This window comes from Bacillus sp. TH13, from assembly GCF_016651175.1.
In the GTDB taxonomy this organism is placed as follows: Bacteria; Bacillota; Bacilli; order Bacillales; family Bacillaceae_G; genus Bacillus_A; species Bacillus_A thuringiensis_S.
The window spans coordinates 3,919,174-3,945,063 of record NZ_JAEKEJ010000025.1 but is presented as its reverse complement, the minus strand read 5'-3'; the positions used below and the strand labels follow the sequence as shown (position 1 = coordinate 3,945,063).

The following is a 25,890-nucleotide window of genomic DNA, read 5'->3' as shown; positions in this document are numbered from 1 at the left end:
CCACCATTATAGTAACTTATTAAAGATTAAGAGTCAAAAGATAATTTTAATTCTTTTGTTATTTTTTCCTTCAAAATGCTATATTGCTTTTCATTTGTATCTGCAAATGCTGCTTCCCGATTTGACTTTTCATCCATATAATTCAATTTCCCATTGAATTGAGTCTCTGTAAAATCAAATCTCTGCCCATCTATAAAGTTATAAACGTGCCATACCTCTCTTACTTTTGTCTTTTTAATTTCTCCTCCGTATATGTCTTGAACGACAAGAGCTGTAACACCACATTGTCCCTTTGCTGGATTTTCAATTGTCCACTTTGAACTTGTTTCAATCGACCACGATTTTATTAGTGCTTCATATATTCTTTTTTCCTTTACATCATCCATTCTAATCTTCCCCTACTATTAATAGTTTTACACATCATATTTCAAAAGAGGCAGTAAACGACCCTTAAAGACAGTTGATGGTGTCTCTCCTATTAACTGTGCTCCCATTTTTAAGTAATATCCTTTTGCATTCGGATCACTATCAATTGTAAAACTTTTTAATCCAAGTTCATTGGCTTTTTCTATTACATACTCCCAAAGTATTTTCCCGTAACCTTTTCCTTTGTAATGAGGATGAATGTACAAGAAATCGAGAGCTTTATCATTATGTAAAAATGAGAAGAAACCAATCTTCGCATTATCGTTTTCTAAAACATATACAAAATTATTTTTTATGTACTCTTCCGTAATTGTTAAATCTTCCTTACAAGCAAGTATGAATTCTTCACTATAATTCCACGTTGCTTTTGAATGTAGTGCGAATTCACTTAATTCATTTGCTTCCCTTAATAACGCTTCTCTTATCTTCATGATTCTTTTTCCTCACCTTCAATATGTAAACTACTAAATTGATTCGGAATGCACTTCAAAAAACCTTTTATTTTCATAAATTAGAAATTACTTTTATAAATCTTTATTATAATCAGTACGATTTTTAACAATTTATTTAAAGAAAAAGAACGCCATCCCTAAAAGTCGGCGTTCTCTTTTTCTAAAATTTAATCTTCAAGCTCACTCATTCATTTTACTATTTCGTACGATACACACCTATACAGTTTCTACTACCGCTTCAAGCATTGTTCCATTTTTAGCATAGTTCGTATGCCAAGAAAAAGCTTTTTCTAAAATATGAGGAGTTTGTCCACCTCTTGTTTTTGCTTCTTCGTAATAAGCTCGTAGCTGGGCACGATACATTGGATGTACGCAATTCTCAATAATAAGTTCCACTCTTTCTCTTGGCGCAAGTCCCCTTAAGTCAGCATACCCCTGTTCAGTGACGATAACATCTACATCATGTTCAGTATGGTCTACATGAGAAACAAAAGGAACGATGCTTGAAATGTTACCACCTTTCGCAATCGATTTAGTAACAAAGATAGCTAAGCGAGCATTTCTTGCAAAATCACCAGACCCACCAATACCATTCATCATTTTTGTACCTAAAACGTGAGTAGAGTTAACATTTCCGTATATATCTAATTCTAATGCAGTATTAATTGAGATTAATCCAAGGCGACGAATGATTTCAGGATGATTGGAAATCTCTTGTGGACGCATCATTAATTTGTCACGATATTTTTCAAAGTTAGAAAATACTTGTTGCATTTTCTCTTCAGAAAGCGTGATAGAACAACAAGAAGCAAAATTGACTTTTCCAGCATCCATAAGATCAAAAACTGCATCTTGTAAAACCTCGGAATATACTTCTAAATCTTCAAATTCTGAATCTAACATTCCATGTAATACGGCGTTAGCCACTGAACCAATTCCTGATTGTAACGGCGCTAAACGATTTGTTAATCGGCCTACTTTGACTTCTTCTCGAAGGAATTCTATTAAATGCTGTGCCATAATAACAGTTTCTTCATCCGGAGGAACAATTGTCGATGGCGAATCCAATTGATTCGTAAACACAATTCCCTTTACTTTTTCAGGATCAATTGGAATACCGATTGTTCCAATTCGGTCATCCGTTTTCACAAGCGGAATTGGAAGCCTCTCTCCTTGTTTACCTGGTTCATATAGATCATGTAGCCCCTCTAATTGCGCGGATTGAGCCATATTCATTTCAATAATAATAGACTTAGCATTTAAGGAAAACGCTAAGGAATTTCCAATTGAAGTGGTTGGAATAATCATTCCGTCCTCTGTAATCGCAACCGCTTCCAAAATAGCGAAATCTATATCCAGAACGTCAGCACGAAGTAACTCTGCTGTATGAGATAAGTGCTGATCTACAAATAAAAAGTCTCCGTTATTAATTCCTTTTCGCATTGTCGCATCAGCTTGGAAAGGCAATCGTTTCCCTAAAATTCCTGCCTCAGCAAATAATTTGTCTACATCCGAGCCTAAAGAAGCCCCAGTATAAACATTTACTTTAAAAGATTCATCATTCTTAACTCGGTTTACAAGCGCAAATGGGACTGCTTTCACATCACCTGCACGTGTAAACCCACTTAAGCCTAAAGTCATTCCACTTTGAATCCAGGAAGCTGCTTCTTCAGGTGTAACTACCCGATCTTTTAGACGTTGATCTCTGATTCTATCTAAATTGTTCTCCATATGTAATCCCTCTCTCATTGAATATTCATAATTATTTTACACATTAACAATATCAAAATAGGGATTTTAGTATACAATGCCGAAAATTCAGACAGAACAGCAAATCTAGGTTCTAAAGCAGAAAAATTTAGAATCCTAGAAGCTTACGGAAATAACTAGCGTATGATTGACTAACTGGTACCCTCTCACCATTATCCATCGAAAGTACAAAAGTAGAATGGGTATCAGGATAAATCGCTTTAATATGATTAACATTTACAATAAACGAACGGTGACATCTAATAAATGAATCTTTCGGAAGCAAGTATTCGAATTCTTGTAGAGAGTATTTATGTGTTCCTGATAACTCTTCTGAATTCACATACGTCTTTTTATCTTTAGCCTCTAAATACATAACCTTTGAAAAAGGAACCGGAATCCAGCCGTCTGTTGTTTTTAAAGTAACGACTGACTTTCCATCCGTTAAAGCTGGATAAATTGCCGTTACGCACCCTTCAAGCTTTCCATTGTTTGAAAATGGTACAGCCATTCCATGATAAGGAATACCAAAAACATCCCGATTAATAAACTCAGATGTTTTTTGATTCATCACCATCGATTTATGAGCAATCGTTCCTTCCTTTATAGGATCCCCGACACTAATTTTTAAATCAATTCGTTTACTTGGCCGGTAGTAAATATATTCTTTCGTATTCGAAACAGCAATTGAAATTTCATCTGAAAATAATTCACCAACAACATCTAGTAATAAACCTAACGTTCTATCTTCCATTCTATTAACACCTCATTCACTATTATACTACTATTATGAACAGGCATCTGTTGCTTTATAAAAAGTTTGATTTTAAGTTACTTTTAAAATTAGTTTTATTCACTATTACTTCGTTACTACAAAAAACCTCACTTCAGAAAAGTGAGGTTTCCTCTCATACAATATTTCTTTATTTTTTTAAAGACTCTAGTAACTTTTTAACAAAATAAATTGAATTATGCGAAGCAGATACACAATTATCTTCGAACACTTCTATGCCAGACGCTTCTTCTGTATCTGTTATTGATCTCACTGCTAAAAACGGAATCGTATTTGCATAGCAGACGTGGGCTATACTTGCAGTTTCCATATCTACACAAAGTGGATTGTATTTAGAGATTATTTCTGTACGACCACTCTCACTAATAAACGCTTCTCCAGTAACAACTTTTCCAAAATAAACATTTTGAGCGAATTGATTGTTCTCAACCACTTCTCTGCTTAATTCAAGCAGGTTTCTATCCGTTCTAAAATATACACTTTCCATCCAAGGATGATATTCAGTTAATATCCCTTCATCAACATCATGATATGCTATTTCTGTTGAAATTACTGTATCTCCAATTTTCAATACTTTGTCGATTGCTCCTGCAACACCTGTGACAATAATATGCGTTACATTGAATTTATCGATTAATATTTGAGTTGCAATAGCTGCATTAACTTTACATACACCACAATATAAGGCAACAACTTCTACATTCTCATATTTCCCACTGTGAAATGTTAACATCGCAAGATTCGTTATTTCCTTATTAGACATTTCTTCAATAAAAGGCGTAATTTCATCTTCTGATGGACCGATAATTCCAAATCTCATACATTCATCTCCTTACTTACACAGAGCTTGCTATCTGTTTAATTATATAGAATAAGATTTATTTTTTATTAAGTAAAGTGAATTTAAGAATTTATTGCCCCTATTTCTGTATAATAAATAATCCCAAACTACAAACAGTTTGGGATTATCTTTCTCATTTATTATGCGCATCTAACCACGAAATTAAATCTTTAAATACTTCATCCTTATTTACTTCATGAAACATTTCATGTCTACCATTTTCATATAAACGTAGTGTCACGTCTTTCACACCACATTTTTTATAGTTTTCATATACTTCTATTACACCTTTCCCCATATCGCCAACAGGATCACGATCACCAGAGAATATATGTATTGGAAGATTTTTTGGCGTCTTCTTGTATTCTTCTAGTTTATTTACTTCTAATACTCCAGAAAATAATTCTCGGTAAAAACTCGTCGTACAAATGAAACCACATAACGGATCCGCAATATATTTATCAACTTGATTATTATCTGAAGATAACCAATCAAATTTTGTACGATTTGGCTTAAAGTTCGAATTGAAGTTTCCGAAAGATAAAAAGTTTAACATTGGACTTTTCGTTTTTGCCCCACGCAATTTCATTTCGATTGTCGCTACTTTATGACCAACGGCTCCTAAAAGCCCTGGATTTCCACCTGTTCCTGAAATCAGAAATCCATCATATAGTTCACCTCTAAGTTGTACAGCACGTCTTGATAAAAAAGAACCCATACTATGTCCAAGTAAAAATAACGGGCATGTCTGCTCTTTTCTTATTGTTTCTGATACAAAAATAACATCAGACACAGCCTTACTCCAACCTACATTTGGTTCAAAATGACCATAATCTTCTTCTCTTTTTACTGTTTTCCCATGCCCTTTATGATCATGTGCATAAACACCATACCCTGCTTTTAATAACGCAGCAATAAAGTCTGTATAAACACCTGCATGTTCTGTCATACCATGTGCAATTTGAATAATCCCTCGCGGATCTCCTTCTGGTAGCCACTTACGTAAATAAATTTCCGATCCATCCAATGCCGTAACGAAACTTTCCTGTACGTTCATTTCGTCAGCCCCCAACTCTATTATGTATATCAAAAAATGAATATCCATTCATTATTCTTATTATGTATTATATGCAATTGCTTTCATTATGACAAATGACTCGCTTTTCCAATTAGCTCAATAACTATTATGTTGACGAACTTAAAATAAAATTATATAGTTACTTACATAAAGTAACTTATTATATTTTTGGGAGGTTTCTAATATGATGCCATCATTATTTTTAGCACATGGATCACCGATGCTTGCTATTCAAGATACAGACTATACAAGGTTTTTAAAAAAACTTGGAGAAACATATAAACCGAAAGCGATTGTTATTTTCACTGCTCACTGGGAAAGTGAGGTATTAACAATTTCTTCATCAGATAACGAATATGAAACAATTTATGATTTTGGAGGTTTTCCTCCTGAGTTATACGAAATCAAATATCGTGCGAAAGGTTCTTCTAACATTGCATCTATGTTAGAAACAAAATTTAAAAACAAAGGTATTCCAGTCCATCATAATATGACGAGAGGTTTAGATCATGGCTCATGGACTCTTCTGCACCGCATGTATCCAGAAGCAAATATTCCTATCATCCAAATTTCAGTCAATCCATTCCTTCCTGCAAAAGAGCAATTTAACATTGGAGAAGCACTTAAAGGACTTGGACAAGAAGATATTTTAATAATCGGTAGCGGTGTTACCGTTCATAACTTACGAGCTTTGAAATGGAATCAAACGACACCCGAACAATGGGCAATTGAATTTGATGATTGGATTATTAAACATATGCAGAATAACGATAAAGATGCATTGTTTAATTGGGAGAATAATGCCCCTCATGCACAATTAGCAGTACCAAGAGCAGAGCATTTTGTTCCTTTGTTTATTGCAATGGGAAGTGGCGAGAATAGCGGTGAAGTCATTCACCGTAGTTATGAGCTTGGTACATTAAGTTATCTCTGTCTTCAATTTTAAAGAAAAGGATGAAGCAATCGTTGCTTCATCCTTTTTCTTTTTCATTCACTTAGTTAACTAACTTCCAAATGTCGTTTCTCTGATACTTCTTCGTTCTTATTATGAAAATAAACCCAGATACACGCAATAAATAATAGTGATGATGTAGAGAGGAAAACATATTGGAAGCCTGCATGCGCTGCAATTTGTCCCCCGAGCACTGGACCAATCATATTTCCTAAAAACTGAAACGACTGATTATATCCAAATATTCGTCCCGTAACATGGGTTGGTGTATGTTGTTTTAGTAGAGTTTGTACGGAAGGCAATAATCCTGCTTGTGCGATACCTAATAAAAATCGAAGAATTAATAGTTGCCAAGCTGAGGTTACAAATGCTTGCGGGATAAAAATAATTCCTGCTGCAAACAACGCTACAACTAACGTTTTTTGAGGACCGATATGATCTGATAATCTTCCTAGTCTTGGTGCTGCCAAAATAACTGCTAATCCTGTCGCCGACATAACTGCACCCGCAATTGTTTCAATATGTGCAGTATGAGGACCTACTAAATTTTTTACGTACAATGTAACAATTGGTTGAACTGACATATTAGCAAGTTGAATAATAAATGTTGTTACAAATAAACTAATAATTAAATGCTTCGCTGGGACCATCGTCCATACTTTTTTCGGCTGTGTTTTTTTTGCTTGAGCAGAGTGATTTTCTTCATGCAGGAAGAAAAAAACGATGAGAAAGGAAAGGAATAAAAAAGCTCCTGTAACAAGAAAGACATGACGCATTCCAATTAACTCAGACAAATAACCTCCAAGTAACGGGCCAAGTAACGAACCGCTCACACCACCAGTTGAAATTGTGGAAATCGCCCAACCTGAATGTTCTTTCGGAGTTTCTGCTGCAATAAATGTCATCGCTGTTGAAAGGAAACCAGATACTGCTCCCATTAAAAATCTTAGTGCGACTAGTTGATACACATCCGTTACAAACCCCATAAGCGTCATAATAATCGCCATACCGAGGCTAGCACGAATAAGCATCAGTTTCCGTCCATGTATATCACCAAGCTTTCCCCATATTGGCGATACGATCGCACCCATTAAAAATGTTACACCAAATGCAAGTCCCGACCACTGTGCAATGCTTGAAGTGCCAGTTACTCCTAATTCCTCAATATAAAAAGATAAGAAAGGAATTACTAAACTCATACCGGCTGCAGTGGTAAAACAACCTAGCCAACAAATCATTAAATTTCGTTTCCAGCTGGCCATTTTCACACCTTCTTTCTTTAGATACCCATTCTACACCCTTTCTTGTCAAAAGTTTAGTAATTTGCTTTATATGCAAGATTTACTACAAAACCCGCTATTTTCTAGTAAAAATCACTACATCTCTACATCATTTTCATAATAAAACCAACTCCTCTAGATGAAGTTGGTTAATTATTATCTATCGGTATTAAACGAGCATTACAATTTCTCTCGTAAAACTCAATGGGACCTGCTTGTCCAATAATCGCATATTCATATCCATCTTGCTTCATATTATATAAACAATGATGCAATAATTCTTTTCCTACACCTTTCACACGATTTTGTTTCGCTATGCCCATTGGACCAAACAATCCTTTCTTTCCTCTCACTACATCGTAACAGGCAAAACCAATTATCACTTCCTCCTGCTGTGCAATATAGATAGGTAACTTTTCGCTATATGTCCGAAATCCATAATCAACCGACTGCAACCACCGTTCACCAAATTCATCCGCCACAAATCGTGATAACTTATCAAAATCAGAAGGGCTAGCTCTTCTCACATGACAAAATAATGTATTATAAATAGATTTAAAACGATTTAAATCTACCACTAAGTCTCTCGGTGCAGCTGTAATACGTAATATATCTTCTTGCATTTGTGTATGTATAAATTCACCAATATCTGTATCTACACGAAATAATGCATACATAATATGTCCTTCATTAATTACTACTTGCTGAAAGCGTTCCATACGTTTCTTCGCTATTTGTAAAATTTCTATCGCTTTATAAGATAGTTTATATTGTCCTACTTTTTTATATTCTTGATTATGTAAATCGAATCGTTTTCGTAACGAAAGTTTTTCTAAAAAATCTGGACCCACTTTATGAAACAAATACATAAATAACTCAGCTCAAACTCCTGTACCTTCTTTACACATACCTATAAACAGATGGACCGGGTGAATTATGTTACACTGACTCTCTTTTGCTGCAATCTCCAATATTTTATGCACACGTTTTGTAAATTGAAATTCCTCCATATGTATTTCCATCCTCTACTAATTTACTAACAAACCGTAACTATATATAGCTGAAACAATTACACCCACTACCAATATACCTGGAAGTAAATTTGCCACCTTGATTTTAATAATACTAAGCAAGTTCAATCCAATAGCAGATATCATAATGCCGCCCGTAGCTGTCATTTCTACTATAAATTGGTTCATTAATTCTTTCGGGACAAAACTATTAATTTGTGTTGCAAAAACTGCAATACCACCCTCATATAAAATAACTGGAATCGCTGAAAATACTACACCAACCCCTAGAGTTGTCGTTAATATAATAGAAATGAATCCATCGATAATTGCTTTTGTAAATAAAATATCATGATTTCCGCGAATCCCACTGTCAAGTGCACCAAGTATCCCCATCGCGCCAATTGCAAAAATTAAAGTAGCTGTTACAAAACCTTCTGATATGCTACCTTTCCCTTTCGATCCAACTTTATTTTCTAGCCAATCCCCTAAATGTTTTAACTTTTCTTCTAATTGTAACCATTCTCCAATTACCGTACCAATCACTAAACTCAGTATGACAACAAGAAAGTTTTCACTTTTTAATGCCATTTGAAGCCCAAGCACAGTAACCGCTAAACCGATTGCGTGCATTATCGTCCCTTTCATACTTTCTGGAATCCTACTAAATAATTTACCAAGTAAAGTACCAAATATAATACAAATCCCATTTACAACTGCTCCTAATATAACCATTTCTCATTCTTCACCCTTCGAATTCTTTATTTCTATATTTTGGTTTATACATTGATTTACAGGTTATCTATATGTTAACTTAATATTGAGAATATTAACAAATGTTTTCCACTACATAACCCGCTATTTTTTTGTAACTTTAATTACCTTTAATAGATTCAGTGTTAATTTAATTGCGGGATAATATTAAAAGGGAAGGTATATATGAAAACTTTACTAAAACGATTTTTGTTAATAGCCTTTTTCATTACACCGATTGTTTTATTAATCAATTACTCTTTTATTTCAAAAGCAAAAGACAAACCCGATTTGCAAAACAAATCTAGTAAAACCGCTTCAAAAAACGAAAAGAAAATAGAAGACCAAGAAATCACACTCACCTTCTCTGGTGATACAATGTTTGATTGGCAATTACGTCCTATAATCGAAAAGAATGGGGCTGATTACCCATTCCAACATGTAAAAGAAGAAATAAAAAAAGCTGATATTTCTTTTGTGAATTTAGAGTCGGCATTTACAACGAAAGAAAAGAAAGCACCTGGGCAACTGTTTTGGATTAAAAGTGATCCATCTACACTACAAGCCATTAAAAACACTGGATATGACATCGTAAATATCGGGAATAACCACACACTTGATTATGGGCAAGATGGATTATTAGATACGATTTCTCACGTAGAAAAATTAAAGTTCCCTTACATTGGAGCCGGAAAAAATGCGAAAGATGCATATACAGCACGAGAAATGACCGTAAAAGGGAAAAAGTTCAAATTTCTTTCCTTCGTTCGATTTATGCCTGATTCTAATTGGGTAGCTGGTGAGAATAAACCTGGCGTTGCGAATGGCTATGATTTAAATCTTGTAACAAAAACAATTAAAGAACAAAAGAAAGATGCAGACTATTTAATCGTCTATATGCATTGGGGCGTTGAAAAATCAAATCGTCCGGTAGAATACCAAAAGCAATATGTACCTAAAATGGTTGAAGCAGGAGCTAACGCAATTGTCGGAAGCCATCCACATTGGTTACAAGGGTTTGAGTATTATAATAAAGTTCCTATCGCTTACTCATTAGGTAACTTTTTATTCCCGAGTTATGTGAATGGGAAAAGCGCTGAAACTGGCGTATTAACTTTAACTTTTAAAGGAAAGGATGTCCAAATGTCATTCAATCCTTATATCATTCGCAACAACCAAGTTTCCCCTGTAAATGAGGGAGAAAAGAAAAAAGCTCTACAATATTTACAAACGATTTCAACTGATGTAGAAATTGATGATACAGGGAACATAAAAAACAAACGAAACTAGACAGCGCAAGATTTATTTCTCTGTAACATACTTTATAGAATAGGTGATGAACATGCTGAAAGAGTTATTAGAAAATATAAACCTCTTAGAAAACATCTATAAAATGTCTATAGCAATCCTGCTTTTATGTTCCTTTTATTCTGTGAGACTATTAAAAAAAATAAAGCGAGAGAGAAATCTTACTCCCTTTGAATTTACAATGTATGTAATTATTCGCATTGCGATATTTTTTTGGTTAGCTAGCTTTATTCTTCTTGAATTTAATGAGTATCTAGTTTAACTATAAAAAAGATAGAACAAGCATTATTTTTCCCCGCTTGTATCTATCTTTTTTATTTGGGTGCTAACTCTTTCCTTCTATTAAATAAGTAAATCAAACAAAACAGGGTTTTTATTAAGCTCCATAAATTGAATATTATTTTCTTTAAAGCGAGTAATTAATTGCTCATAATCTTCTTTATGTTTTAATTCTACGCCGACTAATGCTGGACCATTTTCTTTATTATGTTTCTTAATATACTCAAAGCGCGTAATGTCATCTTCTGGTCCTAATCCTTTATCAAGAAATTCTCTTAGCGCACCTGAACGCTGTGGAAATTCAATGATGAAATAATGCTTTAACCCTTCGTAAATGAGAGAACGTTCTTTCATTTCTTGCATTCTATCAATATCATTATTTCCACCACTTAGCGTACATACAACTGTTTTACCTTTTATTTCATCCCTGTATAGATCAAGGGCTGCAATAGAGAGTGCACCAGCCGGTTCAGCTACAATCGCATTTTTCTTATACAGTTCTAAAATCGTCGTACAAACTTTCCCCTCTGGTACTAAAACAATGTCATCAATTACATCTCTACAAGTTTCAAAAGTTAACTTTCCTACTTTTTTAACCGCTGCCCCATCAACAAAACTATCTATTTTCTCCAATGCGACATTATCATTTTGAAGAAAAGCCTCTTTCATAGATGCAGCTCCCATCGGTTCTACACCAATAACCTTTGTAGTAGGACTAACACCTTTTACATATGTACCAACACCTGATGCTAATCCACCACCGCCGATTGCTGTAAAGATATAATCAACCGATTTCTCCATATCATGCATAATTTCAACTGCCACTGTTCCTTGACCAGCAATAACATACGGATCATCGAACGGATGAACAAACGTCATTCTATTATCCTCACAATAGCGCTGTGCTTCTTGGAAAGAGCTATCGAATGTATCACCAACTAATACAATCTCTGCGAAATCACCACCGAAAAATTGTACTTGTGATACTTTTTGTTTCGGTGTTGTTGTGGGCATAAATATTTTTGACGGAATCTTCAATAAATTGCACGTATAAGCAACTCCTTGCGCATGATTACCAGCACTTGCACAAACAACACCGTTTTGCAACTTTTCTTTCGGTAAGCTTTGAATTAAATTGTACGCACCACGAATTTTGAAAGAGCGAATTAATTGTAAGTCTTCTCGTTTTACATAAACGTCACAATCATATTTCTCAGATAAAACTGTATCACGTTGTAACGGTGTTTTAATAACGATATCTTTCATGCAATTATGAGCCATTAAGATATCTTCAATTTTCACTCTCTCCTTTACCTTTTGCACCATTATATATCATCCTTATCTCTTTTAAATTGGCTCAATCAAAATGTGGGATTTTCAGGACAGCCCCTGTATTCGCCGATGTTACCATTTGTGCATAACGTCCAAGCCAGCCAGTTTTTACTTTCGGTTCTGGTCGTTTCCATTCTTTTTTACGCTTATCTAATTCTTCATTACTCACTCTTACTTCTAGTAAGCGTTCTTCAACATCAATACATACAATATCCCCTTGTTCAAGAAGTGCAATTGTTCCACCAGCTGCCGCTTCTGGTGAAATATGTCCTACTGAAATTCCACGTGAAGCACCCGAGAAACGTCCATCCGTTAATAATGCAACCTCAGCACCTAATCCCATTCCAGCAATTGCTGATGTTGGTGCTAACATTTCTGGCATACCAGGGCCACCTCTTGGTCCTTCATAACGAATGACAACTACATCTCCTTTTTTCACTTTCCCAAGCATAATGCCAGCAAGTGCCTCATCTTGTGAATTAAAAATAACGCAAGGTCCTTCAAAACGCTTTACCTCTGTTGCACCGCTTTTAATAACTGCTCCATCTTTCGCAAGGTTGCCTTTTAATATACGCAATCCTCCTTCCTCACTATGAGGGTTTTCGAGAGAGTGAATAACTTCCTTATCTTTAATCTCTGCCTCAGCAATATTTTCTCTTAATGTTTGCCCCGTAGCAGTTATTCGATCAAGATGAAGTACTCCTTCTTTTCGGCTCATCTCTTTCAAAATTGCACTAATCCCGCCCGCACGATCAATATCTTCCATATGCCAATTTGAGGCTGGACTTACTTTACATAAATGAGGTACACGTCTTGAAACTGCATCAATACGGTTCATATCATAATCTAGTCCTGCCTCTTGTGCGAGTGCTAGCGTATGTAATACTGTATTCGTTGATCCACCCATCGCCATATCAAGTGCAAAAGCATCGTCAATTGCTTCTTCCGTTACAATATCACGCGGCTTAATATCTCTTTCAATTAAAATTTTCAATTTCTCTGCTGCTTGTTTAATTAACTCTTCACGTCTTGGATCAATTGCTAAAATACTCCCGTTACCAGGAAGAGCTAAACCTAACACTTCACATAAACAATTCATAGAGTTCGCGGTAAACATACCCGAACAAGAGCCACAAGATGGACAGCCATGATCTTCAATATCTTTTAATTCTTCTTCTGAAATTTTCCCAGATTGATAAGCTCCTACTCCTTCAAAAACGGAACTCAGATCAACAACTTCTCCTTTAGATGTTTTTCCTGCTGCCATCGGGCCGCCTGAAACAAACACAGTCGGAATATTAATACGTAGTGCCGCCATCATCATACCTGGTGTAATTTTGTCACAGTTTGGGATACAAATCATGCCGTCAAACCAGTGTGCATTTACAACCGTTTCTACTGAATCTGCAATTATTTCACGACTCGGAAGAGAATAACGCATACCGATATGTCCCATCGCAATACCATCGTCAACTCCAATTGTATTGAATTCGAATGGTACCATACCTGCCGCACGAACTGCCTCTTTTACAAGTTTCCCAAACTCGTTCAAGTGTTTATGCCCTGGAATAATTTCAATAAAAGAATTACAAATCGCTATGAATGGTTTTTCAAAATCTTCATCTTTCAAACCAGTTGCTTTTAATAAACTACGGTGCGGCGCTTTATCAAAACCTTTTTTAATCATGTCACTTCTCATCTTGTCAAATCCCCTCTTACATATTTTTCATTTATACTCTCTTACTCTATTTCTTTACTAATTCTTTCGGTGCATGAATCCAGCTCATCATTTCACGAAGCTCTGCTCCCACTTTTTCTAATTGATGATTTTGTTCTGCTTTTTTCATTGCGTTATACGTCGGACGCCCTGCTTGATTTTCTAAAATCCATTTCTTCGCAAATTCACCTTGCTGAATTTCTGTAAGAACACGCTTCATTTCCTTCTTCGTTTCATCTGTAACAATTCTCGATCCTGTTGCATAATCTCCAAACTCTGCCGTATCTGAAATAGAATGGCGCATATTCGTTAATCCACCTTCGTACATTAAGTCAACAATTAGCTTTAATTCATGCAAACATTCAAAGTATGCAATTTCAGGACGATATCCACCTTCCGTTAACGTTTCGAACCCGGCCTTCACAAGTGCAGTTACCCCGCCGCAAAGTACAGCTTGCTCACCGAATAAATCCGTTTCGGTTTCTTCTTGGAATGTCGTTTCAATTACACCCGCACGTGTACAACCTACACCTTTTGCATACGCTAATGCTACATGTAGCGCTGTTCCCGTCGCATCTTGATGCACTGCGACTAATGCCGGAACACCATTTCCTTCTTGATATACACGGCGAACGAGATGACCTGGACTTTTTGGCGCAACCATTGCTACATCTACGTAACTTGGCGGATTAATTTGGCCGAAGTGAATGTTAAATCCATGTGAGAAAAGTAACATTTGTCCTTCACGGAGATTCTCTTCTACTTCTGATTTATATACATGTGCTTGCTGTTCATCTGGCAATAACATTTGTACAACTTGTGCGGTTCGAACCGCTTCTGAAACAGACATTACTTCAAACCCATCCGCTTTCGCTACTTCATACGACTTACCAGAACGAACACCAACTACTACTTCTACACCAGAATCACGTAAATTTTGTGCTTGCGCATGACCTTGTGATCCATAACCAACTACTGCAACAGTTTTCCCTTGTAATAACTCTACATTTGCATCTTTCTCATAATACGTTTTCATATTCCATACACTCCTTATAATTTATTTACTTGTAGAACATCAATTAATTTTTTCAACTGACTAACAAGTAATGTCGCTTCATTTTCAGTACAAACTGCTGTGAGTTTCATTTCAGAAACACCACTAGTATCTCTTTCGTTTAAATGTAAAGAAGAAATATAATAACCACGCCGAGCAAAAATCCCACTTATACGTAATAAGACACTTGGCTCGTTATGAATAACGAGTGAAAAAGTATGACTCATTCTTCCCACCTCTTCATAATCATTTCGTTATTTCCTTTGTTTGGCGGAACCATCGGAAATACGTTTTCACCTTCTTCTACACAAAAATCAACTACGACAGGACCTTCATAAGCAAATGCTTCTAACATCACTTGTTTCGCCTCGGTTGAATTTGTTGCTCTTAATCCCTTGACTCCATAAGCTTCTGCTACTTTCACAAAATCTGGTGATCCAATTTTTGACTCTGATAAACGATTTTCATAAAACATTTCTTGCCATTGCCTTACCATCCCTAAAAATTTGTTATTTATGATAAATACTTTTACAGGGATATTATTTTCAGCAATTGTTTGTAGTTCTTGAATGTTCATTTGAAAAGAAGCGTCACCTGCAATACAAATAACAAGTTCTTCTTTTTTAGCTAGCTGAGCACCGATTGCTGCTGGAAAACCAAACCCCATCGTTCCTAATCCTCCAGAAGTAAGGAACGTCCGAGGTTTTCTTGCTTTATAGAAGTGAGCAGCCCACATTTGATGCTGTCCTACTTCTGTTGTGACAATTGCTTCACCATTCGTTAATTCACTTACTAAGTTGATCACATTCTGTGGTTTTAACTCAGATTCTTTTTGCTTATAAGAAAGTGGATATTCTTCTTTCCATGCCTTTACTTTCTGAAGCCATTCGTCTGTTTGTGTATAAATAGACATATGTAACAACATGTGTAACGCTTTTTTCACATCACCAACAATCGGATGCTCTACAGTTACATTTTTATGAAACTCAGAAGGATCAATATCAATATGTACTTTTTTCGAGTGCGGAGAAAAAAGTTCTAATTTTCCTGTTACACGATCATCGAAGCGAACACCTAATGCAAGTAGTAAATCACATTCTGTTACCGCCATATTAGCAGCGTATGTCCCATGCATACCAAGCATCCCTAGAAACAATGGATCTCCCGGTGGATATGCACCAAGTCCCATTAAAGTTGAAACGACTGGAATACGGTTCTCCCTTGCGAATTCGAAGAGTTCATCGGATCCACCTGAATGAATGACACCTCCTCCAATATAAAGAAGTGGACGCTTTGATTTTGAAATTGCTTTAGTCACCTCTCTAAGTTTCATGCTGTCTGGTACAAGTTCTGGTTTGTACCCCGGAATATCAACTTCTTCATTAAAGAAACTGGTGACTTTTGCATTTTGAACATCTTTTGGAATATCGATTAATACTGGTCCCGATCGTCCGCTTTTGGCGATGTAAAAAGCTTCTTGCACAACTTGTGATACATGATTTACATCACGAACTTGGTAATTATGCTTCGTAACAGGTACTGTAATTCCGACAACATCCGCTTCTTGAAATCCATCTTTACCAATTAAAGGCGTCGCAACTTGGCCGGTAATGACAACTAAAGGAATCGAATCCATATAAGCGTCTGCTAAGCCCGTAACTAAATTTGTCGCCCCTGGGCCAGAGGTAGCAAAGACTACCCCGACCTTTCCAGAAGCTCTCGCATATCCTTCAGCCGCATGAATGGCAGCTTGTTCATGACGAGTTAAAACATGTTTCAAACCACTTTCGTATAACGCATCGTATACTGGTAAAATCGCTCCGCCTGGATAGCCGAAAACGGTCGTTACACCCAATTTCTTCAAACATTGAATCACGTGCCCAGCGCCTGTCATTTCTTCACACTGTAACTTCTCATACGCTGTATACTGCTGCTTCATTTCAATTAACTCCTCTCCTTATTTATGCTAAGCTTTCCGTCAGCCCGGGAACACGTACTCCTCTTTCTCTCGTTAATTTTTTAAATTCTTCGGTCAATTGTTTCGTTACACTTCCTGGTTTCCCATCTCCAATTTCTCTCGAATCAACTTTTACAACTGGAATTAACTCCGCTGCTGTTCCTGTTAAAAATACTTCATCCGCTACGTATACGTCATGGCGAGTGAATGGTCTTTCCTCACATGGAATACTTAATCGTTCACATAGCTCGATAACACTATTTCTCGTAATACCTTCTAATGCTCCTAAATAGGATGGCGGGGTTAATACTTTTCCATCTTTCACAACGAAAACATTATCGCCAGAACCTTCACAAACATATCCTTGTTGATTTAACATAAGAGCCTCTAACACTCCTGCTTGTGCCGCCTCAATTTTTACAAGTACGTTATTTAAATAATTCATTGACTTAATACGTGGATCTAACGCGTCTGGCGTATTACGTCTTGATGCAACAGATACAACGCTTAGCCCATTATCATAAAATTCTTGTGGGAATAACTTTAATTGTTCTGCAATGATAATTACGCTCGGCTTCACACAACTTCTCGGATCGAGCCCTAAGTCACCTTTTCCTCTTGAGACAATTAAGCGAATGTAAGCATCAGCATATTCGTTTTTTTGGAGTGTATGTAAAACTGCTTCTTCCATTTCTTCTACCGTCATTGGAATTGTTAGTAAAATAGATTTCGCTGATTCATACAATCGTTTCACATGTTCTTTTAAACAAAATACATTTCCTCCGTAACTACGAATCCCTTCAAATACACCGTCTCCGTATAAAAAACCGTGATCATATACTGAAACAACTGCCTTTTCTTTTTCTACAAATTCCCCATTCATATAAATGTACTGGTTTCCCATCTCACATCGCTCCTCTTTTTTCTCTCTATTTTTGCAATCTATTTCTATATCGATTGCTGAGATGAGTATTTTTAACAGAATATTCAGTATATAAATCTTAAAAATATACTCGTCTCAACAATCGATTACATACATACTTGTAGCAATCCATTGCTGAGACGAGGGAATCGCGGTACCACTCAGCTTCCTTACACTTCTCACGAAATATAAGCTCTGCAAGTCCAATTAGACTTTTGTTTTTCTATCGGAAACAACTCCGCTACTTTTTACTAGTTTCAAAAGTAGTGCTCCGAGGTGATCTTCAATGATTAAATTGTTACCGCCCTCACAGCTTCTAGGCGGCTCTCTGAAACAATTTTTATCATTTACTCTCCTCTTCTACGCATTCTCTTCTTCTATTTTTAAAAATAAAAACTCTCGCCTCAGCAATCAACTACTACAATTTAGTAGCTTTGATTGCTGAGGCGAGAGTTTCGCGTTACCACTCAGCTTCCTTATACTTCTCACGAAATATAAGCTTTGTAGGTCCAATCAGACCTCCGTCCTTTTACCGGAGACGATGCCGCTGCCCTCTACTCAGTTTCCCTTTCGCAAGCGATGCTCCGAGGTGATCTTCAATGATTCGATTGTTACTACCCTCACAGCCTTGGAGTAGCTCTCTGAAACGATCATAATCATCTACTTTCCTCTTCTTTGCATATACAACATATAAAGTTAGAAAATTCTTAATTAACTTTTATTTGTTACACGTATTATAGGACGTTGTTCTTTTCCTTGTCAACATGTTTTTTCAAAAAAATCAAAATTCATTCTATTTATTTTTTCTCAAATCAAAATTGGAATGCATTACTTACATACACTCATATATTACTTAAGTATGTTTGCATTACTACATAAAGAAAAACTTATAAAGTTTATGAGGAGATGAGGAAACTATGTTAAAAGGGAAAGTAGCGTTAGTTACAGGAGCAAGCCGAGGAATTGGACGAGCGATCGCTAAACGTTTAGCAAATGACGGTGCATTGGTTGCTATTCATTACGGAAATCGAAAAGAAGATGCTGAAGAAACTGTTTATGAAATTCAATCAAATGGCGGATCTGCTTTTTCTATCGGTGCAAACCTTGAATCTTTACATGGTGTAGAAACCCTTTATAGTTCTTTAGATAGCGAATTACAAAAAAGAACTGGTAGTACTAAATTTGATATTTTAATAAACAACGCTGGAATTGGTCCTGGTGCTTTTATTGAAGAAACGACTGAACAATTTTTTGATAGAATGTTTTCAGTAAATGCAAAAGCACCATTCTTTATCATTCAACAAGCACTGCCACGTTTACGTGACAATAGCCGAATTATTAATATTTCATCCGCTGCGACCCGCATTTCTTTACCTGATTTTGTTGCATATAGTATGACGAAAGGCGCTATTAATACAATGACTTTCACACTAGCAAAACAGCTCGGAGCACGAGGAATAACAGTGAATGCAATACTTCCTGGATTTATTAAAACAGATATGAATGCGGAACTCTTGAGCGACCCAATGATGAAACAGTACGCTACTACCATTTCCGCTTTTAATCGCTTAGGTGAAGTAGAAGATATTGCCGATACCGCGGCATTTCTCGCTTCTCCAGACAGCCGCTGGGTTACTGGACAATTAATTGATGTTAGCGGAGGATCTTGTTTGTAATTTCTTAATCTACTTACGCAAAAAAAGCCAGCATTTTTGCTGGCCTTTTTCACTGTGTAAAACGATATCCTACTCCCCAAATTGTTTCGATATATGATTTATCGAATGGATCGAGTTCAATTTTTTGACGAATATTTTTCACATGTACAGCAACCGTTGCTGCATCACCAATTACATCCATCCCCCATACAGTTTCAAAGAGACGATCTTTACTAAATACTTGATTTGGATGTTCTGCCATACAAGTTAATAAATCAAATTCTTTTCCGGTTAACATGACCTCAGTTCCATTTACAAATACACGTCGGGCCGATTTATCAATAAACAATCCTCGAATACGAATTTCATCTTTTATTAGCTCTCGTTTTCCTGTTAAACGATCATAACGAGCTAGATGAGCATTTACACGTGCCACCATTTCACTCGGGCTAAACGGTTTTATAATATAATCATCTGCTCCAAAACCTAACCCTTTAATTTTATCGATTTCCTCTTGTTTTGCGGACACCATAAGTATTGGTATGTCCTTTTCCAATCGAACTTGTTTACAAATTTCATATCCATCTATTCCCGGTAACATTATGTCTAAAATTAACAAGTCATAATCCTCTAGAAGAACTCTTTGTAAACCTTTTTCGCCAGAGTAATCAATATCTACTGTATACCCAGCAACCTCTAAATAATCCTTTTCTAACTCTGCTATAATAGCTTCATCTTCAATAATTAAAATTCTTTTCAAGATGCTCTCCTTTTTCTAATTGATTTTTTGTAATGTAAATGCCAGCGTCGTTCCTTTACCTTTTTTGCTTTCTACCCAAATATCACCACCATGTTGTGTGATAATCTGATGTGCAATTGACAAACCAAGTCCGCTTCCACCTGTTTTAGAATTTCTAGAATGATCTGCACGATAAAACCTTTCAAATATATGAGGCAACGCCTTCTCTTCTATTCCTACCCCATTATCTTTTATGTAAATCGTTACATAATCAATAGATTCGGTCATGCGAATTCCTATATATCCTTCTTCTTTATCCATATACTTCACACTATTCCAAATGATATTTGTAATAACACGACGTAATTTTTCACGATCACCTTTTACCAAAATAGAAGTATCCTTTTGAGCATCCCATCTCACTGCAATTCCCTTATTTTGTAATTCAAGCTGTAGTTCTTCTATGCAATCAGATAAGTATTGATTAATTTCAACCTCTTCAAATTGAAACGGTTCCTCTTTTAAATCAAGTTTTGAAAAGAGAAAAAGCTCGTCAATTAATTGATCCATATCAAACACTTTATGATAAATAATCGTTAAATATTTATCTAATTGTTCTGGAGTTCGAGCGATACCCTCTTTAATTCCTTGTACATAACCTTTAATAGCCGTTATTGGCGTCCGTAAATCATGAGAAATATTTGAAAGCAACTCTTTACGATTTTTTTCATATTGCATTTGCAACTCGACCGATTCCTTCAACCTGCCACGCATCTCTTCAAACGATAAACTTAATTCACCTATTTCATCTTTCGCAAGTGGCTTTACTTGAAAATCTAAATCACCCTTTTGAATTCTTTCCGTTGCCTGCTTTAATGAATGCAATGGTTTAATAATACTCCGTGATATAAAATATGTTAATATTCCATTCGTAATAATTAACCCAAGTATTAAAGAAAATACGAAATACGGGAAAAATTCTCTAATCATTTCTTCTAAAGTATTTACATACTCAAATACAAAAATACTTACCTTATCCTTCTCTTCATCGTAGTAATCAAATTGCTTATAGTAAAAAGAATTACCCTCTATTTTCACATCCATTCCTTTTCTTTGTCCTTCCGTTTCAAATGCGGGTAGGTATTTATCAAACGAAGAGATTTTAAAATATGGGGATGAATATGTAAGCTCATCATTTTTTCGAATTAGTAATCCTGCTTGATTATCGTTTAATTCTTTATCAGTTTCCTTTAAAAAATTTATATCCTCCAATTTATCTGGAGCATACGATGAAAGAATTTTCAACCTACTAAAAATATCATCTTCATCTTCTTTTGTACGAATAGCTCCCTCCTGCTCTTTATCAATGAGAGAATGACTATTTTGATTAAGACCAATGATTGCTTTTGCAATACGAATATCACCAAATAAAGTAACACTAATTAACATAACTGCTATACCGCAAAAAACGATTGGAATAATTACCATCGCAACATACGACAACAGCAATCTAATACGGATTGACATTACAGAACTCCTATGAACATTATAATTTTAGCTTGTTACAGAATTCACCGGAAACGAAACTTGACTCATCCAAATACCAGCTAATAATACGAGTATAGCTAGAACAATTTCTAAGAGCAATAAACGGCGATTAACTGTTCCAATATCGTTACCCCATGTTTTCGTTTGTCTCCATGCTACAATTGTAATTATACATACAGTAAGAATCTTTATATTTAAAAGGTTCGTCCATATTGAATTAAAATTAAAAAGCACCCAATTCCTTGTCTGTAAAAACACAATTAATTCCCCAGAAAGAAATGCTAGAATAAATGAAATACCAGCAATAATACTAAAATGTTTACGGAAACGCTTTTGATCAAATGTAATTTTGTATAATGTTGTCCACGCTATAACAAGAGCTAAATAAATAAGTGCTCCTAGCCACACTGCAATACTCATAACATGGACCATTCTAATTATAACTGCTGCCCAATTTGGATTAGTAATCCATACATGACCTGTGAAAGAAAAACTCGCAACAAGAAATCCCCAAACTAGCGCATACCATTCGTTCCCCATATGCTGCAAAGACATAAGAACTAATAATAGCAGTTGAATCATAATAATAACTGAAAATGGCGAATGAATAAGTAAACTCTCCTTCGGAATAATTGACTTATACACTATTAATTCGGCTATTAATCCTACTACAAGTATAGAGAAAAAAATCTTTTTCATATTCTTCATTCTTTGCAATATGGAAGGTAATCTATAACGTTTTACAAACATATCGAGCCACTTTACTCCTGCTCCAATTAAAATCATTCCCTCTACAATATAGCGTAGTGTTACTATCATAACATCTGAAAATACTGAGCCACTCCCACTCGCATTTCCCTCTACCACTACATTAGTTTGTACTTCTTCTCCAATTGAAAAGGGATAGCCTCCCTCACTCGGATGTCCGTCTGCAGAAATCATAGACCACCTTACTGTGTAAGTACCATTATTTAAGTTTGGTAATTTCACTTTTATTTTTGTTGGGTTATCTAATATTTCAACCTTTGATACTTGTACTCTCTTTGCACTTGGATCTAGCAGTTCAATATTGACTACATTTCCTGTAACTGGTTCACTAAATTCAAGAATAATCTGTTCCGGTTGTACTGTAAGAACCTCCCCCTCTTTAGGGGTGGCTCCTACAACACTTGTATGAGCAAATACACTACTATGAGAAAATAAAAATATACTTACACTTATTAAAATAAATACTATCATTCTATAAAGCATGAAAACCTCCGTATTATTATTCTGGATGATTACCTGAGTGATCTCCGGTAGAAAATGGAGTAGTTACCCCCTCATAATTCATCATCGTATGCATTCCTTTTTCCGCATGAACGAGATGATGACAATGAACCATCCATAGTCCACTATTATTTGCCTCTAAACCAATTTCATATTCTTCTCCCGGAAAAACATTAACTGTATCTAAGTAAATCGGACTTCCCTCCATTGGTTTACCATTTTTAGAAATAACTTGGAATGTATGTCCATGCAAATGCATTGGATGAATTTCTTCTCCCTTATTTTTAAAGCGAATCTTAACTTTATCTCCTTTCTCTACTTTAATGGGTGGAATATTAGGTGATGTCTTTCCATTAATCGTATACACCCATTTTTCTTGTCCATTTACATCTTTCACACCTTCTGCCAAATCCATATTATAGACCTTTGTAAACTTTGAATCTATCGTAAACTTGCCAACTTCTTTTTCTCCATATTTCGTAAAGTCAAACCATGGATAACTCTTTATATCAATAGGTTTTTTCGGCAAAGAACCGTTCCCAATAGTCGCCGTTAACATACGATTCATTTTCTTAGATGGATCCACATTAATAAGTTTTACACTCGTTGTTTCCGGCATTTTAAAAACAAGGTCATAACGTTGTGCAGCTCCCATCGGAAGAATTGCTTTATCTAGCTCGTCCCCACCTTTTATATCACGACCATCTAATGCGATAATTTGAAATGGCACCCCAACTAATGTCATTAAATGCGTATTATTCCCAGCATTAATTAAGCGAAGGCGTACTGTTTCACCTGGTTTTGCATCCAATCGTAGTCCCTCACTTGTATCATTTAATGTAAATACATCATAATCATCTCCATCAGATAAATCTTTGAGTTGATCATTACTTGGCATCATTAACGGGCCTTCTAAAGTTTGCGCCTTTTCATTTCGAATATGATTGCTAGGGTAGCTATCCCAATCTTTATCTTGTTCGCCATTATGCTTACGGGTTTTTATGGCTCCTGTTTTCCATTCATGGATCGCCACTGTATAATCCTTTTCATATTTTACAGCTGGTTTATTCGGTTCAATAACAATGGTTCCAAATAGTCCCCACTCCGTTTGTATTGCACTTTTTTGATGTGAATGATACCAATATGTCCCCACCTGATCAGCATTAAATGCGTATGTATATGTTTCACCTAGTTTTATAGCATTTTGCGTAACACCTGGAACACCGTCTACCGCCGCAGGAACATCTAATCCGTGCCAATGGATTGTAACTGGTTCTGGCAATTCATTTTTCAAATTTACAACAATACGTTCACCTTGTTTAACTCGAATTTGAGTACCCGGTGATGTTCCATCAAAGGTCCATGCATCTACCTTTTTCCCATTTCCCAAATCTACACTTGCTACTTTCGCCGTAATATTAAAAGTTTTTGTAACCCTTTTTTGGCATCTGAATTAGCAATAGATGTAATTGATTCTGAAGTAGATGTTGCATCTGTTAACTTCTTTTTTCATTTGTACCTGGGTAATTATTTATTAAAAAATATCCAAAAATAACTAACCCTAATAGTAAGCATGCCGCAATTAATATATTTCTTAAATCGCTTTGTATAAATTCCTTTTTCATATTAGTCTCTCTTTCATTTTTTGTTGTAAACTATTAATTTTCATATATGGATTCATTGCCTATCACCTCACATATTCACTTCGATTTACATCATAACACTCAGAAAAAAAGAAACTTTGAAGGAATTTTAAAGACTTTATAAAGAAATATATTTCAATTTTTCTTTACTTCTAAATTTTTTTTATTGCGCAATAAAAAAAATTGTATAATACTATATAAAACATATACATTTAGGAGGATTACAACAATGTCCGAAAAAACATACGAACTCGCAACCTTCGCAGGCGGTTGCTTTTGGTGCATGGTAAAGCCATTTGATGAACTTCCTGGTATTCATAAAGTACTTTCTGGCTATGCAGGTGGTCATGTAGAAAATCCAACATATGAACAAGTAAAAGCTGGTACATCTGGTCATTTAGAAGTTGTACAAATTACATTCGATCCTTCTATTTTTCCATATGAAAAATTACTAGATTTATATTGGCCACAAATCGATCCAACTGATGATGGCGGACAATTCTTTGACCGTGGTCCCTCTTACCGCACTGCTATTTTTTATCATAATGAAACGCAAAAAGAGCTTGCTGAAAAATCAAAACAAGCTCTTGCAGAAAGCGGTATGTTTAAAGAGCCAATCGTAACTGAAATTCGCTCGGCTGCACCTTTTTATGAGGCTGAAGAATACCATCAACATTTCTATAAAAAGAACCCAGAAAAATATGCTAATGAGCAAAAAGAATCTGGCCGTGAAGACTTTATAAAAGAAAATTGGCAAAAATAATAATAAAAATGCATCGTACCTTTTAAGTACGATGCATTTTTATCTTTGAAAAAAGTGCCATGCAATGATGAGAACAACCGCTGTCAATGTCCAAAGTGCGATTTCATTTTTCACTCTACTCTTCTTCTTAGTCATTTCATTCCCTCCTAATAGCAATACAACATATTCAAGATTCCCTCTGTTTAATTGTCCATCTTATATACGTGAATACATCCGTACAAATTCTTATAACAAGACCACCAATGATTCCGATTGCAATTAAAATTACTAACGTCTGTCCAAAACTAAAAGTAGTTGTGTATGTTATGTAGAGAACAACGCATACAAGTAAAACATCCGGTAAAGAAAGCAAAAACTTTTTAAGCATTTC

General features: G+C 35.6%; 24 protein-coding genes, 1 pseudogene and 1 other annotated feature. Of the genes and pseudogenes, 5 read left to right on the top strand and 20 right to left on the bottom strand.

The features are described from left to right. Window positions 1-26: 26 nt before the first annotated feature. The 6 genes from JFU02_RS28805 to JFU02_RS28780 all read right to left on the bottom strand — a co-directional run bounded on the left by JFU02_RS28805 (window position 27) and on the right by JFU02_RS28780 (window position 5,318). Complete coding sequence (locus JFU02_RS28805) at window positions 27-386, bottom strand: YunG family protein (protein WP_201071970.1); 360 nt, start codon at window positions 384-386, stop codon at window positions 27-29. 27 nt (window positions 387-413) lie between these two features. Continuing rightward, entirely contained in the window at window positions 414-857 is a 444-nt protein-coding gene (locus tag JFU02_RS28800) for a GNAT family N-acetyltransferase (protein WP_086407290.1), read from the bottom strand. A gap of 237 nt (window positions 858-1,094) precedes the next feature. Further along, window positions 1,095-2,609 (bottom strand): acetyl-CoA hydrolase/transferase family protein, encoded by a 1,515-nt coding sequence (locus JFU02_RS28795; RefSeq protein ID WP_097821015.1) that lies wholly within the window; start codon window positions 2,607-2,609, stop codon window positions 1,095-1,097. Between the two features lie 127 nt (window positions 2,610-2,736). Further along, window positions 2,737-3,381: a LytTR family DNA-binding domain-containing protein gene (locus tag JFU02_RS28790; protein ID WP_029441983.1), complete on the bottom strand. Its 645-nt coding sequence runs from the start codon at window positions 3,379-3,381 to the stop codon at window positions 2,737-2,739. Between the two features lie 169 nt (window positions 3,382-3,550). Beyond that, window positions 3,551-4,240: a 5'-methylthioadenosine/adenosylhomocysteine nucleosidase gene (locus tag JFU02_RS28785; RefSeq protein ID WP_016082075.1), complete on the bottom strand. Its 690-nt coding sequence runs from the start codon at window positions 4,238-4,240 to the stop codon at window positions 3,551-3,553. A gap of 154 nt (window positions 4,241-4,394) precedes the next feature. Beyond that, a complete protein-coding gene (locus JFU02_RS28780; protein ID WP_201071967.1) occupies window positions 4,395-5,318 on the bottom strand; it encodes an alpha/beta hydrolase in 924 nt (307 codons plus the stop codon). A 205-nt stretch (window positions 5,319-5,523) separates the two neighbouring features. Here JFU02_RS28780 and JFU02_RS28775 point away from each other — a divergent pair, with 205 nt between their 5' ends. Then, the gene (locus JFU02_RS28775) at window positions 5,524-6,285 is read left to right on the top strand and encodes a DODA-type extradiol aromatic ring-opening family dioxygenase (protein WP_201071964.1); all 762 of its coding nucleotides are present in this window, start codon (window positions 5,524-5,526) and stop codon (window positions 6,283-6,285) included. 53 nt (window positions 6,286-6,338) lie between these two features. Here the strand turns inward: JFU02_RS28775 and JFU02_RS28770 are convergent, their stop codons facing one another. The 3 genes and pseudogenes from JFU02_RS28770 to JFU02_RS28760 form a co-directional block, all read right to left on the bottom strand. Further along, window positions 6,339-7,553: a multidrug efflux MFS transporter gene (locus JFU02_RS28770; RefSeq protein ID WP_000179303.1), complete on the bottom strand. Its 1,215-nt coding sequence runs from the start codon at window positions 7,551-7,553 to the stop codon at window positions 6,339-6,341. A gap of 167 nt (window positions 7,554-7,720) precedes the next feature. Further along, window positions 7,721-8,581 (bottom strand): annotated as a pseudogene (locus tag JFU02_RS28765) (GNAT family N-acetyltransferase). 18 nt (window positions 8,582-8,599) lie between these two features. Continuing rightward, window positions 8,600-9,316, bottom strand: coding sequence for a DUF554 domain-containing protein (locus tag JFU02_RS28760; RefSeq protein ID WP_087948443.1), 717 nt, complete (start codon window positions 9,314-9,316; stop codon window positions 8,600-8,602). 204 nt (window positions 9,317-9,520) lie between these two features. Between JFU02_RS28760 and JFU02_RS28755 the strand changes: the two genes are divergently transcribed. Both JFU02_RS28755 and JFU02_RS28750 read left to right on the top strand, forming a co-directional pair. After that, complete coding sequence (locus JFU02_RS28755) at window positions 9,521-10,624, top strand: CapA family protein (RefSeq protein ID WP_201071961.1); 1,104 nt, start codon at window positions 9,521-9,523, stop codon at window positions 10,622-10,624. Between the two features lie 52 nt (window positions 10,625-10,676). Beyond that, window positions 10,677-10,904, top strand: coding sequence for a hypothetical protein (locus JFU02_RS28750; RefSeq protein ID WP_000910605.1), 228 nt, complete (start codon window positions 10,677-10,679; stop codon window positions 10,902-10,904). Between the two features lie 80 nt (window positions 10,905-10,984). Here JFU02_RS28750 and ilvA read toward each other — a convergent pair whose 3' ends face one another. Genes ilvA through ilvE form a run of 6 tightly spaced genes read right to left on the bottom strand, consistent with a single transcriptional unit; the run spans window position 10,985 to window position 17,885 of the window. Continuing rightward, the gene (gene ilvA / locus JFU02_RS28745; RefSeq protein ID WP_098447887.1) at window positions 10,985-12,247 is read right to left on the bottom strand and encodes a threonine ammonia-lyase IlvA; all 1,263 of its coding nucleotides are present in this window, start codon (window positions 12,245-12,247) and stop codon (window positions 10,985-10,987) included. A gap of 31 nt (window positions 12,248-12,278) precedes the next feature. After that, complete coding sequence (gene ilvD / locus JFU02_RS28740; protein ID WP_098447886.1) at window positions 12,279-13,952, bottom strand: dihydroxy-acid dehydratase; 1,674 nt, start codon at window positions 13,950-13,952, stop codon at window positions 12,279-12,281. Between the two features lie 46 nt (window positions 13,953-13,998). Continuing rightward, a complete protein-coding gene (gene ilvC / locus JFU02_RS28735) occupies window positions 13,999-15,006 on the bottom strand; it encodes a ketol-acid reductoisomerase (RefSeq protein ID WP_086407279.1) in 1,008 nt (335 codons plus the stop codon). A gap of 14 nt (window positions 15,007-15,020) precedes the next feature. After that, on the bottom strand, window positions 15,021-15,251 hold the full coding sequence (locus tag JFU02_RS28730) for an ACT domain-containing protein (protein WP_000019916.1): 231 nt from the start codon (window positions 15,249-15,251) through the stop codon (window positions 15,021-15,023). After that, window positions 15,248-16,963: an acetolactate synthase large subunit gene (gene ilvB / locus JFU02_RS28725; protein WP_201071958.1), complete on the bottom strand. Its 1,716-nt coding sequence runs from the start codon at window positions 16,961-16,963 to the stop codon at window positions 15,248-15,250. Before ilvB ends, JFU02_RS28730 begins: the two co-directional genes overlap by 4 nt. A gap of 22 nt (window positions 16,964-16,985) precedes the next feature. Beyond that, complete coding sequence (gene ilvE / locus JFU02_RS28720) at window positions 16,986-17,885, bottom strand: branched-chain-amino-acid transaminase (RefSeq protein ID WP_000528156.1); 900 nt, start codon at window positions 17,883-17,885, stop codon at window positions 16,986-16,988. A gap of 151 nt (window positions 17,886-18,036) precedes the next feature. After that, window positions 18,037-18,275: a binding site (T-box leader), on the bottom strand. A 545-nt stretch (window positions 18,276-18,820) separates the two neighbouring features. Here ilvE and JFU02_RS28715 point away from each other — a divergent pair. Further along, window positions 18,821-19,579: an SDR family oxidoreductase gene (locus tag JFU02_RS28715; protein WP_097821017.1), complete on the top strand. Its 759-nt coding sequence runs from the start codon at window positions 18,821-18,823 to the stop codon at window positions 19,577-19,579. 49 nt (window positions 19,580-19,628) lie between these two features. On the opposite strand, the gene JFU02_RS28710 is transcribed toward JFU02_RS28715, so the two are convergent. The 4 genes from JFU02_RS28710 to JFU02_RS28695 are packed head-to-tail and all read right to left on the bottom strand — an operon-like array spanning window position 19,629 to window position 24,504. After that, entirely contained in the window at window positions 19,629-20,318 is a 690-nt protein-coding gene (locus JFU02_RS28710; RefSeq protein ID WP_000821645.1) for a response regulator transcription factor, read from the bottom strand. A 15-nt stretch (window positions 20,319-20,333) separates the two neighbouring features. After that, window positions 20,334-21,824: a sensor histidine kinase gene (locus JFU02_RS28705; protein ID WP_201071955.1), complete on the bottom strand. Its 1,491-nt coding sequence runs from the start codon at window positions 21,822-21,824 to the stop codon at window positions 20,334-20,336. A gap of 27 nt (window positions 21,825-21,851) precedes the next feature. Next, on the bottom strand, window positions 21,852-23,096 hold the full coding sequence (locus JFU02_RS28700; RefSeq protein ID WP_201071952.1) for a copper resistance CopC/CopD family protein: 1,245 nt from the start codon (window positions 23,094-23,096) through the stop codon (window positions 21,852-21,854). 16 nt (window positions 23,097-23,112) lie between these two features. Further along, on the bottom strand, window positions 23,113-24,504 hold the full coding sequence (locus tag JFU02_RS28695) for a multicopper oxidase family protein (RefSeq protein ID WP_242488096.1): 1,392 nt from the start codon (window positions 24,502-24,504) through the stop codon (window positions 23,113-23,115). A gap of 482 nt (window positions 24,505-24,986) precedes the next feature. Here JFU02_RS28695 and msrA point away from each other — a divergent pair, with 482 nt between their 5' ends. Beyond that, a complete protein-coding gene (gene msrA / locus JFU02_RS28690; protein WP_086407273.1) occupies window positions 24,987-25,520 on the top strand; it encodes a peptide-methionine (S)-S-oxide reductase MsrA in 534 nt (177 codons plus the stop codon). Window positions 25,521-25,686: 166 nt separating this feature from the next. Here the strand turns inward: msrA and JFU02_RS28685 are convergent, their stop codons facing one another. Beyond that, the gene (locus JFU02_RS28685) at window positions 25,687-25,887 is read right to left on the bottom strand and encodes a hypothetical protein (protein ID WP_061666787.1); all 201 of its coding nucleotides are present in this window, start codon (window positions 25,885-25,887) and stop codon (window positions 25,687-25,689) included. Window positions 25,888-25,890 lie beyond the last annotated feature (3 nt).